Source organism: Vibrio sp. 1CM8B, from assembly GCF_023161685.1.
In the GTDB taxonomy this organism is placed as follows: Bacteria; Pseudomonadota; Gammaproteobacteria; order Enterobacterales; family Vibrionaceae; genus Vibrio; species Vibrio coralliirubri.
Genome location: NZ_JALNTU010000005.1, coordinates 380,045 through 395,353 on the forward strand (window position 1 = coordinate 380,045; position 15,309 = coordinate 395,353).

Annotated in this window: 3 protein-coding genes; all 3 read right to left on the minus strand. The window is 45.9% G+C overall.

Translation table 11 applies throughout. The annotated features are described in order from the left end of the window. Window positions 1-61: 61 nt before the first annotated feature. Entirely contained in the window at window positions 62-1,012 is a 951-nt protein-coding gene (locus tag MSG36_RS13115; protein WP_248368237.1) for an OmpA family protein, read from the minus strand. A gap of 62 nt (window positions 1,013-1,074) precedes the next feature. Continuing rightward, the gene (locus MSG36_RS13120) at window positions 1,075-4,590 is read right to left on the minus strand and encodes a hypothetical protein (protein WP_248368239.1); all 3,516 of its coding nucleotides are present in this window, start codon (window positions 4,588-4,590) and stop codon (window positions 1,075-1,077) included. A gap of 27 nt (window positions 4,591-4,617) precedes the next feature. Continuing rightward, a complete protein-coding gene (locus tag MSG36_RS13125) occupies window positions 4,618-15,015 on the minus strand; it encodes a DUF11 domain-containing protein (RefSeq protein ID WP_248368242.1) in 10,398 nt (3,465 codons plus the stop codon). Window positions 15,016-15,309 lie beyond the last annotated feature (294 nt).

Below are 15,309 nucleotides of genomic sequence, written 5' to 3' on the forward strand. Positions count from 1 at the left end.
AAGCCCCAACGTATGGGGCGTTTTGTTATAGAGACATCTATTCGTTATTCTTCGGTGAACTCTACTCGCTCTCGCTGCTCACCGCTTCTTGTTCACTGCCAGCAAGAGCTTGCTGTTCGGCGGTAATATCAGATTCTTTGAACACAATGAACGCGCGGCGGTTTAATGCATCGGCTTTTTCAGAGCGTTCATTAATCGCAGGCTGCAACTTACCAAATGACTTCACTTCCCAGATGAACTGCTTAGGGTCGAGTTTGGTTTTGAGGTATTCAACCACCGTTTCTGCGCGGCGCTCTGCCAGCTTTTCATTGTAAGAAAGTGAACCCGATTGGTCGGTGTGCCCTGCCACCATAATACTACCTTGCAGGCCGCTCAATTTAGTTGTGAAGTCATCTAACTGAGTTAGATCTTCTTGCTTAAGCAGTGATTTGTCGAAATCGAAGTGTGGCGTCATTGCCATATAAACTTTACGTTCTGGTTTTGGTGGCTCACAGAAAGGCATCTCTTCGTACTTCTGAGCTTCTTCAAACACAATAAATGCACGGCGGTTCTCCGCTCGGTCTTTATCCGTCTTACCAAACAGAAGAGGTTGAGTCTCACCAAGGTGTTTCACTTCCCAGTCATATTGCGTTGGGTCTAGTTGCCCTTTCAAATAATCTGCGACCGATTTAGCACGGCGCTGTGAAAGACGTTCGTTGTATTCCAGAGAACCTTTGTAATCAGTATGGCCGACAATCGTGATACGCCCTTTGAGGCCTCTGATCTCTTTAACAAAGGTATCCAAGTTGATCTTATCGAGGTCGCGTAATTGGTATTTATCAAACGCAAAATGCTCTGCGATGGCGATGTGCACCTCACGCTCTGGCGCCAAACACTCGCTGATTAAAAACTTAGACACATCGATGCCTGCGAACTTGTCTCGGTTCTCCTGGCTCACGTACGTGTCGGTTGCACAGCCGGATAGCAGCAAGGTACTCATCACTGCGCTTATTAGGAAAATAATTGTTTTCATCTTACTCTTAACTGTCACTTTGAATTCTCAACTCTTAACTTTCAACCCACTTTGGGGCATGCTTAGATCTTACCGACTAAGTTAATAAACACGCCGGATGCGTCGTAGTCGTCATCATTGGTTAAGTCACTATCAAACGCAGAGAAGTTATAACCAATCCCCATTTTGAAGTTCTCTCCAATGTGCTTGTTCACCGAAACTAACGCACCGTGTTCTAACTCATCGTTGAGTGTGTCTGTTTTCCAGTGGTATTCACCCGTCACATCCCACTCTTTCATCACGCGGTAAGAAGCGCTTAACCCGTATAGGTCGATATCGCTTTTAACCAGCTCATTCGAACCAGACGCTCGTTCAAAAGCTTGCTGTTTGTCTTTATGCGCGTACTTAGTACCGACATCCCAGTGTTGGTCGATCGAATAGATCGCTTCAACTTCAATGATCTGACTGGTTTCGTCTTGATAATCCACATCGCGATCCAGTTGGTCAAAATCTGCAATATAGGTGTAGCGGCTCAGTAAATTGAGTCGATCGTTGTAGATCGGACGATACGCGAGGCCGCCAGTGGCTTCGGTAAATTGCGCCATGGTTTCGCCCGTAGTCTCGCTTTCGGTAATGGAGTAGTTGTACTTGCCGAACAATGTGTACTCTTCCGTTAAGTGATGCGTGTACCGGTTGGTCGTCACGATTTGTTGTAGCTCTCGTTGAGCGATGTCAGGGTCGTCTTCACTCTTATCCACTCGATATTCAAATTTGTGACTTAAGGTGATGTCATCTAGGTCAATTGAAGCATTGAAGCTAATAGATTCACGCTCTGTGGTGATGTTCTCGTCATCTTCAACTTCCCCAAGTTGATAACCGATCCCCATCTCGACATCTTCCGTCACATCGTAACCAAAGCCGTACGAGTCGATACGACCATGACCGTCGTTTTCATCAACAAACTGGTTCTCTTGGTAAAAGTCGACACTGCTGGTGAGGTCTGCACGCTGACCAACAATCACGTTGTTTTGACCTTCGTAGTTATCATCAACATAAGTTACGTAGGTTGAGTGGTCATCGGATACATCGTAAGTCACAGTCGCTTCTGCTACTTGGCCTCGGTCGCCATCGGTGTATTCGCCACCAAGAGACAAGTCTTCCAACACTTGGAATTCAGCACCAATCGACGCGCTGTCGTTTTCATCATAGTCATCCGACTGGTCGACGGTCTTTTGCCCTTTGACGTAAACGCTGTTCTCACTGTCCCACATGTATTCCAAACGCACACCTGCTAAGGTCGCATCGCTGTGCTCGTCGTTTTGGTTAAGCTCTTCAGTTTGTTGTCCTGCCGCCGAAACTTTGATGTGCTCGGTGATTTTAACTTGAGTCTCGATCTCTATCGTTTCAGTATCTGTTTCTAGATTACCATCGACATCACGCTCTTCATTAGTAGAGAAACGAGATAGAACCGCTAAGCGATCAGTAGCCTGCAAACGAAGCTCTGCACCGTAAGCTTCTTGTTCAAGGTCATCACTGCTGCTTGCGTAACTGTATCCTGCATCTTTGTCTCGATACCAAAGCTTCAGATCATTACCTACAGCACCAAAGACGGTTGGAGCAAGATCATAAAGGCTGGTGACAGCTGTGATTTGGACACTATCACCCTCGCGGTCTTCCAACGTGTCGCCAATGGGCGTAAAGGTTAAACCACCATCAGTAGAGACGAAATTCGACTCGGTTTGCCTACCTTCACTATGCGCAAACTCAGCCTTAATGTAGGTCCCTTCAGTGGCACGTAGCGTTAAGTCCGTACCGTAAGACTCGTAGTCTTGGTTGTCCTTTTCTTGAGTCGCATACGTCACGCCAACACCAACGTAATCGTTGATCCAACCTTTAGCACGACCACCGTAAGACATCGCATCTAATGAATCTGAACCTTGTGGAACATACTCATAATCGACAACCAGAAAGTTTTCGTAATCATCGCCGTTTTCAATCACGCTACCAAAGCTATCGGATAGGATGTTGTCGAGCGGCTTAGTCAGAATGATTCGACCTTGGTACGGGTCAAAGTCATAGTCGACGCCAGGCTCAAGTGGGATTTCATTCTGCACTAGGCCAGATTCATCTTTTACTTTGACGTAAACTTTGTCACTTCCCGGTACTGCTTCACCATGACGAAGGAAGTATAGAGAACCGCCAGTGCCCAAGAACTCATCGTGTGCATACAACGAATCTGCTTCTGCGGTAAAACCGACCACGTTCAAACGATCTTCACCGTATTGTGTGGTATCGCGAGTACGATAATCAGCTTTGAAACCATAGAGGCTACGGTTGTAATCGTTGTTCTCGGTGCCTGTTAAACCCGTGTTGTAGTTACCCCACAAGTATTGAGACTTATCGTATTCAACATTGAGGTAAACCTTGCCTTTGGTGTTGACCACTTTTTCGATGTTTGAGCTATCGCCATAGTTGCCGTAATAAAGCTCATCGTCGTCTTCGAGGATATCGAACACATCCGAATCGTCCGAGGCGAACGGATGTTTGAACATGTCTTTGATTTCACTTTCTCGCGTATCAAAGTGAGTCGTTACACGAAGTTTGTCGCCAAATTTACCCTGACCAAAGTACGCTAAACGACCTTGGTTATAGATGTCATCTTGGTACTGGTTATCGACACTTAATGCATCGCTATTACCAGACACATTATTCTTACCAACATAAAGATCAGCCAAGCCGGTTTGTGCGTAGTACGTATCTGGAATACGAACGTAAAGCTTGTAACGACGTTCATCACCGTTATCAAACACAACCTTTGTTGGGAAAATGTAGGAGTCTGTTGGTAAGTACTGCTCTGCGTATAAATTGCCATCTTCGACATCAAATTCATCTTCACCGATGATGACTTTATCAACGCCCTTTAAACCGGTACCAATGAACTTGGCTAAGCCCGCATTGGTCGGGATGTTGTGACGCATCAACTTAGCTTGGCCGTAACTTTTGTCTTTGCTCTCTTCATCGTCGTTATCGTTTCGATCGATCTCGACTTCAGAGTCTGGCTTCACCAAATCCGTCACACCAACGGTGGTCACGTCCATGTTGCCATCTTTGTCCCACGCTTTTAGACGGAACATCAGCTGCTCACCCACCTCAAACTGGTAGTCGACATCGGTTTGACCATCCCAGTTAATATCAGAATCGTTCGCCAGTTTATCGCCTTCAAGCACAGCGATTGGCTCAGACAAGCCAAAGTCACCCACGCGGTACACTTCTAGCTGATACTTCTTGATGTAATAACCATAGTTAGTCGTGATGGTGAAACCTACGCTATCGCGCAGTGTACCTTGTTCGACTTCCAGCTCGTCACTGACACTGACATCTAGAACAGGGTCAAAGCGAGTGATATCACGGCTTGCCCAAATAGCACCTTGTTCAAGGTAAATACGCGAGCTGTCTTGGTCTTGGTTCGGCTTAGTGATTTCAATGCCCGTTGTCTCAGAACCAAGTTTTTCAAGCTTACCTGTGTCTTTCGCTACCGCCATCACTGGGATGGCAGCTAACACACACGTCGCTAAACGAGACTTACTAAATACTTTCATACAATTTCCAGATACGGTTCCAATGGCCTACTGCTGTTCACTTTCTTGGTCTTTGCGATGCACGCTAAAGTTGAACTTGGTGAGCTTGTTCGGGGTAATTCGCAACACTTTCGGGTTCTCGCTCACCACTTCCATGGAGGTGGATAGCGAGTCAGTGTCCAACTTCACGAGGAAGTTCTTACCTTTCTTATTGAGTACCCATTGGTCGGGCACGTGGTAACGACCGTACTGGTCTGTGTAAATAACGATTCCCTCAACCGTCATCAACTTAACGCCCGGAATACCATCTTCGTAAATGCCTTTGTTCTCGATAACGATTTCCCACAGGTAATCCTCGCCATCGCGATACAGGTTTCTTGTTACGTTGAGGTTTTCCGCGCTCAGTCCCTTCTTCTTATCGGATTCATGCTTAAACTGAATCTGACCTTCTGCATCAAACTCGATACGAGAGCCCGCATCGGTCGTGACATAGAAATCAAAGCTCTGCTGTGTTCGAGTCCTGAATTGAATCACCACTTTGCTGGTTTCTGGCAATGTTCGGTTCACTGAGTGCCCCCAAAGGTCGCCAAGATCCAACCCTTGCTCAAGTGCAGTGGTTATTGCACCATCTTCGACAGCAACGTCTTGCCCATCACGAATGATGTGCGTCGAATCAGCGATGTAGCCTTGTGTTGCTAAGTTCGCAGTTAGCTCTACATCAAACGCGGTTGCATCAGCTTGGAATCCATCTTTGTTGTGATCTTCAAACACTTTGCCAATGATTGACGAGGTATCGAACACCTTGTCCGGTTCTACGGTCACTTTGGCGGTGTCTTCATTAGAAACCGCTGAGCCATCCACCTTCGCGACTGCGGTGTTGATGTAGTCACCAAAGGTCGCACCTACCGATACTCGCAATAAGTAACGAATACGCAGTTTCTCGCCCGGGTCAAAGTTCAACGAAGTGAACATAAGCTTGCCTGTGTCCGATGGCTCTTGAGAAAGAACCTGATCGTCTTCCGTACCAAACTCACCATCAATACCACTCAACACGATTTCTGACGTGTCCACGATGTATTTCAAGCCACCTGGGTAACGGTCTTCTACCGTCACGTTCTTAAAGTAAGATTCATTGTTGTTCTCAACGATGATCTCGTATTCAACCGCATCGCCCACTTGGGCCGTGTCTTGTAACGCAGATTTCGTTAACTCAAGTACCCCAGAGTTATCTGGAATTTTCTTAATGTGATTAGTGACGCTGTCGCTGGTTTCGGTACCATCCGATTCCGTCGCCGTGAAGGTATTGGTAATGTCATCATCTAAGCCCTTACCTAGCGTGCCCACCACTTCAAACGCGTAGACATTACGTTTGTTGGATTTCAGATTAACCGTAGTATCTAAGTCTTTGCTCGACGGGAAAGTATGACGCTGAATAACTGCGCCCGAGTCGTCGACTTCCACACCTTCAATTGTCCAATCGGTAAAGACTTTATTACCTGTGCTGTTTTGGAGTTCACTGATCTCATCGGTTAGACGAACATTAGCCGCGTTACCTTGACCGTTGTTGGTCACGGCTAAGTAATAAGTGACACTGTCGTCATCTTCGGTGTATTCAGGCTTATCCGAACGCTTTTCGACAACAAGATCAGCACCCACTGGCGGTAGATCCAAAGTAGACACTTGATCTGCTATCACCTGCATTGACGTCTCAGATGCCAACATGTTTTTGGAGCGTGCACGCATCGTTGGGCTACCGGTTAAATCAAGGTAATAACCAAGCACATCGATGTTAGTCAGCATGTCTTCGTTGACCGTCAATGTGAACGTGTAATCAATCTTTCCTCCAGGCGCGATGTCGACCAACGTGAAGATATCTTTATCGTTATCAAAAGTACCCGGTTGAGTTTCAGCTCCTTCTGATGATGCAGTTAGTGTCCAATCATCAAAGGCATGGCTGTGTGAACCATCGATATGGTCACCCATGGATTCAGAGAACTGAGTATAAAGCGCGACATCTTTGGCTATACCACGGCCAATGTTCTGCACCACTAAGTGATACTCAACTTGCTCACCCGGAACGTAATACGGGGCATCGGTAAACAGCTCGGCTTGAACCACAGCCGCCACAGTGTGAACTGGAGGACTAATAACATCACCGCCGTCTACTTGCGCGGTATTAACAATGTGTCCAGTCGCGGTATCGACTACGGTGCCTTTTGAGCGGAACACAACTGTGCCGTGCGGTGCGATATCTACGTTGTATTCCGTCGGGCTAACTTGCTCGGTGGTAGTGCCTATTGTGGTTGAATCGACCACCAAAGAGGTGGAACCAGCCACAAAAGCAGGCCCCGTCGAACCGTCGTAATACGACACCTCAATAGATTCCATGTCATCAACAACACTTAAGTCATTGATGTAGTTGTTCGAGGTGTTTTCTACGGTGATCAGGAACTCTAGCTCACCACCCGGCTCATACTCGGTTTGGACATTGGTTTTGGTCGCAACAAACTCAGAGTCTTTCGGCGTCATGACTACCGTCGAGTCTTGTGGCGTACCGTTGTAAGTGATGGTTGCCGTATTGCTGATATAACCAATCGCTGTCGTGCGAATTAACGCCTTAACATGGAAAGTCACAGTGCTCTGTGGCGCAACATCCATACTCACATCGATGTCTTCACTCAAGTCGAACGTCTTTGGAGTGACAACAGATCGATCATCCGAGGCATCAAAGCTCACTTCCCATAATAGAAATGCCGACTCTTGTTTATCCGCGGTAGTGTCGACTTGAATGTCACTGATGATGTCTTGAAGTTGAACACCAGATGCAAACGCATCAGAGCTGTTGGTTACGGTGATGTCGTAGTTAATCAGGTTGGTTACTTCATACGATGGCGTATCAACCGTCTTCTTTACCGAAACCGTCGCCAACACTGGTGTGCTGGTAGCACTGTCATCAAATGTTGTACCGTCAAAGGTCGCTGACGCGATGTTAGTAATATCGCCTGTCGCCAACCGATTAGTCGTCACTAGAATCGTGAAAACAATGCTGTCTTGAGGCGCAATATCGAGTGTCTCATTAAGGTCTTCACCACTGGTTGCATCCGGTACTGGGGTTTCACCGGTTGTCGATACCGCAGATATTTGGATTGAAGCAGGGTCAAAAGCTTGCTCAGTGGCGCCGCCTGCAATCGTGGTTTCAACCAACTTCAGCGCATCTTGAATAGCAACATCTTCAGCCCAACCTAAGCCGTTATTCTTAACGGTTACCGTATACTGAAGCGCCTCTCCCGGAAGATACTCTGCTTTATCAACCTCTTTAATGATCTCAACTTGCGCGTCTTCAGGAAGGTAAGTCGCGTCAGCAGAGTGCTCACCATCGTCACCCTCAACTTTAACGACGTTAGTGATCTCGCCTTTGGCCTTATCATTAACAGTGTTGGTCACGACAAATGAATAACTGTCACCCGGGTGAATGCTGTAAGTCGCACCATAACCTTGCGGGGTACTAATCACATCTTTGCGTACGTTCAGTGTTGGATCGCCACTACCATCAAGCTGTTCGTTACTAATGACCCAGTTGCCTGTCAACGCTTGTTCTTGATCTGGGCTGTTAGCCACCTCTGTCATGATGGTGTCGATACGATCGGTTAGGACTTGATCGACAAGGTAACCTTCACCCGTGTTAGCCACGGTGATCTTGTATGATATTGGTTGACCCGGTTGATACTTAGCATCAGGTTCTGCAATTGGCGTCGTTTCTTTGGTTAACACCAATTGACCCGGTTTCGGAGTGATATAACCTTCTCTCAAGCGAGCAATCTTCGAATTATCTAATCCATGTCGCAGGTAAGCCGTATTGGTAAAGCGCCCAATCGCGTCATCACGAACCTTGCCTTCTACGTGAATACGGACAACGGTGTACTTATCACCACCACCAGTGCCAGCATCATCTCGCCCTGCCATCTTTATCGACTCCAAAGGCAAGTCGATGTCTGGGCTGTTTTGACCTACTAGCTTGTCGAGCTCAGAGAAATCATTAGCGTTAGGATCTGATGGCGCGGAGTTATAAAGCACATCATAATCAACCGTCCACTCCGTGAGTGCGGGTTTCATTGAGCCATCGACAGTTTCGACTTCAAAGCTGCTGATGATGTCACGAATCGAAAACAGGCCAGTGTCCACATCGTTATTGGTTATATCGATGTAGTAATTAACCATTCCGCCCGGCACGTACTCAGGCGTATCTGTCCATTTATCTATCAGGATATTCGAGCGACCCGGATCAAGTATGATGTCGTTGGTGTTGCCGTTATTCACTTGTGCCGTGTTGGTGATTGTACCTGTCGCTGATGCCGAGACCGTACCTCTCACATCAAAAACGATACGCTCACCAGGGCGAAGGTCGACAGTTGCATCCAATGGTACGCTGCCGCTGTAACTACCTTGCACGTCATAGGTACCAGCAGGTTCAACCGCAATAGCCGTTGCCCAGTCAGAGAACGCATGATCACCATCTTCGGTTTTAATTGCGTGAATAGCGTCAATAACAGGTACATCACCGGCGATACTGTCTCCGATATTCTCTAACGTAACTTGATACTCAACATCACCTCGTGGTGCATAAGTACAACCGCTACCATCGTTTGAAGGAACAGAACACCCTGCCGATTCACCATCGGTATACACCAAGGTTTTGAAGTAATCGAGCTCGGCATCTTTAGGAGGAATCTCTTGCGACGTCGCTGAGTCACTTCCTGCTGTCACTCGGTTGGCATCAATCGTGCCTAAAGCATCGTCGCGAACAATACCCGTTAAGTTAAACGTCAGCACTTCTCTCGCGGCAATATCGGTTTCAATATCAAGGTTGCCACTTGTGTTGTAGCTTGGTACATAGGTATCAATATTGGCATCAATACCATTACTAATTTCATGAGATATATCACTGGAAACAAAAGCTGGCATTCTCTTATTATTACCAATAACCTCGACTTCAATATCCGTTATTGTGTCTTTGATCTGAACATCGTTCGCCCAACCGTTTTCTTGGTTAGTCACAACAAATTCATACTCAACCTCATCGCCCGGCAGATAGGTATCACCATCGGTAAACAGGTTACCGTTGATCGACACCACACGTTTTTCAACACTGGTATTATTTTCAAGCGGCATTAAAGTCGCAGTGCGAACACTACCGTCATAGCTCGCTTTGTTTTTAATATCACCCAATGCATCTTCACGGATCAAAGCATGAATAGTGAACGTTAAGCTTTCTTGAGCTGCGATAACAATTTCGTTATCTATATCGATGTTATTGCCCGATACAAAGTCAATCGCGTCGGTAATAGAACCCGTCGCAGCTGTTTTATCTAAACTCACTTCCCAGCCAGCTAAAAATGGTTGGCCGACAGGATCACCACCAGAAGTGATGCTGTCTTCTGCAATACGAGTTTGAATCGCCGAAATAGCATCTTCAAGACGAGAACCATATTCAGTACCATCACCCGTATTCTTAATCTCAACGCGGTAGTAAACCTCACTCTCGTCAGAAGCTTGAGAATATTCAGTTTTTTGCGAAGAGAACCCTGCATCATAAAATGCTTTTTTAGAGAACGTGACTTCAGGATCCGCCATCGTTGATGGTGGTGATACCGCGATCAACTCATTACCATTGTCTTCATCGATGTAAGCTTTATTAGTAAAAGAGCCTACCGCTTTCGGACTAATTTTGGCTTTAATGACATAGCGTACAAACGCCGACGACATAGCTCGGCTAAAGTTGTTTGCCGAAATATCGAAGTGCGTATCAATAGGTCTATTGTCTTGAATTGAGCTGTCTACATCCGGGTTGGAAATCCCCGAGCTATCTGCAGAGATTTCAATCGTCCAACTATCAAATGCAGGGCCACGCGTTCCATCAAAGTACTGAGTGTTAATTTGGTCAATGTCATCACGCAAGCTCATGTCATCAACATGGGCGCTTGAGATGTTCTCAATTAGGATTTCATATTCAACGTAGCCCCCTGGCATGTAATTGGTTGCGCCAACCAGTTCGTTACCATTCGTGTCGTAGTACGCCAGAATGTTTTTCTCAAAATCGACTTTACGCGCTTCTTGCTGAATAGCATGAGAAATGGTGTCACCATCGACCGTTAAAACGTTAACCACGTCTCCATTGGCTTTGTCATTAATGGTCGCTACAACTTGGTACTCAAGCTTAGCGCCCATCGGGATATCGGCTTCAACATCTAGGTTACTGTTGGTTGATGTGTAAACATTGCCAGCACCTGCGCCCGCATCCACATACTCAGAATCGGTTCCGGTTGCGATCGATGTAATGGTCCAATCTGAATACGCTGGTCCTGTATTACCGTCCACTAAGCTGACCGTAATATCTTCGAGGTTATCGACGATTGGAATATCGTGAGCGTTACCTTCACCATCATTCTCAATCACCAAGTGATAGGTCACGGTTTTAGCTGGCTCGTACACCACTTCATCGGTCGTTTTGTCAAAATCTAGATGGTAGTCATCGGGAATAACGACGGTATCTCGGTAATGAATATCACCGACCGCATCCGGTCTTACTGTACCTGTTACTGTGTAAGTCACGTCTTCGCCAGCATCGATATCAATCGAGGTTACGATGTCAGTGTCGTTCGCAACATCACCGTCTTTGGTACCATCTGTTGTACCCGCATTCGCAGGGACACTCTTAGCAACTGCCACCGTAAACTTGTTTGAACCTACCGAATCATCAAAAAATGGATTGCCTGAACGGCCATCCTGTAGCTCCACTGATATCTCATTAATCAGTTCGTTAACGTCAACGTTGTTTCGATAACCGTGCCCGTCTTGAGAGTTGTACTTGATGGTATAAGTCAACTCATCACCCGGAGAATAACGGTTAATATTGGTTGTACGAACAACGCCACCGTTATTGTGTACCTGATGGTTTTCAGCCACAGCACGTTTCGCATACTCACAATCGTCAGTACAGCCGGCATTATCGTCATGAATCAGCACTGCTTCGTTGCGGATTATGCCGCCGTCTCTGTCAGCGACACCGTTAGATACTGCATTGTCTTTGACATGCGCCTTAATACGCACCGTGACAAAGTCTTTGGCCGGAATTGAAACTGGGAACTCCACATCTTCAGTCGTTTGAGGGCCAAAACCAGAGCCAGTATCAACAGACCAATAGTCAAACGGGTTTTGATTAAGAACATCTTCTACTTCACCATCTTTATCATTAGCAAGCGTGGTGGTGATCTCACTCAATCGATCCATGAAGATAAGGTCAGTTTCGTCGGTATCACCGTTGTTACCAATTACGATGGTGTAAGTAAGGTCTTCACCCGGTGTGTAACGAACCGCATCGGTTGTTTTCGACAGAGACACATTGATGTCGTAAGCACTGTTCGAGTTGTCTATTTGTGCAGAAGAGCTGTGGTCACGGTCTGTAATAGGATCGTAAACATCAACACGGTTCGATACTTGTTCTTCTTCATAGTCAGACTTAACAATGCCGCTCACCTCATAGTGAACCCAGCCTCCGGGAGTAATATCAACGTCGGTATCGATATCAGTGTCGTTAGCAATGTCACCGTAACGAGAACCCGGTTTATCTGTATTGGTCGAACCTACAATTGACCAGCTATTAAAGAAGTTAAGCGCTGAAATGCTATCTTGTACCGTTGCGTCATTTGCATAGCCAATGCCGCGGTTATAGATATAAATATCGAATGTAGCGCGCTCACGTACAACAAAGTCGGTATTTTGAGCGGTCTTAGTGACTACAAGATTCGGTTCGCTAGGATAGGTACGTACCGTATCCGATAGATTAGTATCGGGTCCCGTCACTGTTGCGGTATTGGTGAATTCTCCCCAAAGAATCTCACTGTCGACACTGCGATCGAGCGTCCCAACAATGGTATAGGTAATCGTCGCACCTGGTGGGATCTGAGCTATTGCATCCAGGTTGTCATTATCTTTGAAAAGGCCAGGGTTAGTGAAGGCTTTCACTAAAGGAGATGTCGCTTCCCTTTCAGCACTGATCGTCCACGAAGAGAACACAGGCTTGGTTTCACCCGGCTCATGAAGTAACTCAGCTTTTATAGCTTTAATTTCATCTTTAACATTGATATTCGATGCGAAACCATTCCCTTCTGGGTTGGTAATACGGATCGTATAGGTAATGGTCTTTGTTGTATCTGTGTATGCGTTTTGTTCGTTATTACCATCAACACGTTTATCTAAAACAAGGTAATAGTCTCTCGGGTATGAGCCTATATCGGAATAAAGTACACTATCGACCGTCACTTCATTACGAATCTCATCATCAGCAATTGGGTTTACGATCGCGGCAATGCTATAAACGATCTTGTCGTGTGGAGCTAGCTTGGCCTTCACATCTAAGATCTTTTGATTCTTCTGATTACCTTCTATGTCATCAGTAAAGCCGGGCTCGCTGTTTGTCGAGATAGAGCCATCAGAAGCATAAGATTTCGCGGTTATCACCCAGCTAAAGTACGCTTTGGTTTGCGTTCCATTGATTGAGGTGGTCATGACAGAGACTAAATCATCATAAACCGGTACATCAATCGCGTAGCCGTCACCGTTATTCTCTACCGTGATGTCGTAGTTCAGGGTACCGCCAGCTGAGTAGTAACGAGAATCCACTTCCTTTTGGACTTTTAATTTCGAGTTTGGCATTTGAACGCCAGAGCCCGACTCGCCTAAGTTATCCCCTAAGCACAAGCCCGCATCGGTACCATCATCAACAATTTGACCTACACTTGTATCAGCCACTTTTGCGGTCAACTTATAATGAACAAAGCCCTCTGGCGCGAGGTCGACTTTTAAATCGATGTCGTTTTTAGTCCAAGCCCCATAGTTAAATGAACCGTAATTAGAGCCATCACCACTTCTATCAGCGACTTCTAATTTCCATTCAGAAAACGCAGAAGCAGTGCTACCATCAGCTTGCTGTGTAACGATACAAGCAAATTTATCGACAACTTCAACATCGTTCGCGAAAAATTCAGCGTCCTTGTTTGAAATAACAATGTCATAGACCACTTCATTATCACCGACTATCCCCGGGACATACGTAGTATCTGTTGTGTTCTTATTACGGGTAATTTGGCTTGATGAAGAGTTCAATACTTGTTGTGTATCTAGAGGAGCCGTTAACACATCAGTAGAACCTGATGTGCCTTCTGCATTCACTACTCGTGCAATAACTTGAGGAATGACGCCAATTGATACTGGGCTTACATCAACCTCCACCGAATACAGGACTTGTTCGCCAGGATAAATAGAAACTGTGTCGTTCAACGACTTGTTGGATTCAATCCCAGTATCGTTCAGTTCAGAAATGCTGTTAGAACCAATAGTAATAACCTGATTGGTCCAAGACTCATATGGGTTGCCCATTGTATCGTCAGCATTCTTGTTATTGCTGATATCATTACCTAAGTCGGTTTCAAGGTCAGCGAGAAACTGCTGAACTGAGTAGTGATAAGCGATACCCGTATCTGCTTGGTTGCTTACCGTCACCGTGTAGGAAAACTTGTCATCAACCAAGTAGCTATCTGACTGGTTCAAGGTGTGTGTCAGAGCGATATTTGGCTGAGTTGGCGGCGTAGTCAGCTCGTCTCCCACGACCAATGCGTCGCGAGTTTCTGCCGTTATGTTGTCATTAACAATATCGCCGACTAAATTGTCGGCAACGGTCGTTTGAATTTCGTAGGTAACAGACCCGCCGATATCAATCGACGCATCACTTACTGATAAGTCCCCTGATTCGGCGAAGGTGCCTGGATCGCTTTTGCTTCCTTCAACCTTGGTGGCAGAGTTAACGTTGTCAGTAAAAGCTTGTTGCAAAGCCCCTTCAATATTGAGTGCCTTTATGTCTGAAATGACATCTTGAACGTCGAGCGCCTGAATAAACGTATCGCCAGTGTTCGAAACCTTAATCTTATAGGTGAGCTTGTTATTGAGTTGATAGTTCGTCTTATCGACCGAAACAACAACATCATGTTGGTACACACCACGCTGAATAGATTTTGTATTTGATTCAACAGCATCCAACAGTCCAGTGCTCGCACTTGCGACGTTATCAATCGTACCGGCTGCGTCAGCAGAGATGGTAGCAACCATGGTGTAGGTCACTGACCCACCAGCCGCAATACGCACATCTGATGCATCTAAGTTTCCGAAGCGACTGTAATCACCTGGAGATGAAAGGAAGGAGGATTGCGCTTGAGTCGAGACTTGCGAGAACGCGCTGACATTATTTCCTTGCTCATCTGTCGTTAAGATATTTAACAGCTCGTCTTTAACGTCCAACTCAGCAATGGTTTTATCCGACTCATTCGTTAAAACGAGCGTATAAGCTACCTGTTGATCATTGTCGTAAGACGCGCTGTCAACAGACAGATCCATAACAAGACCCGTTGTATCCGCATAGGAGGCAAATGGAAACAGCAGAATGGATAAGAAAAAGACAAGATTGTATCTGAACATTAACGCGCACTTCACAGTAGATTGACAAGTCTCTAGGCGAATTGCCATAGATTTGACGTCACTAATTTGGCTTTTCGCCTTCTAGGGACATGCGCAGCATACAGTTCAAATAATCCGAACAATTAACATCCGTAAAAAACAAATTACTAAAGATGTTAAATAGAGAGTCTGATGTCTAAATTAGAATCAAGACATTGAGTTAATTATCAGAAG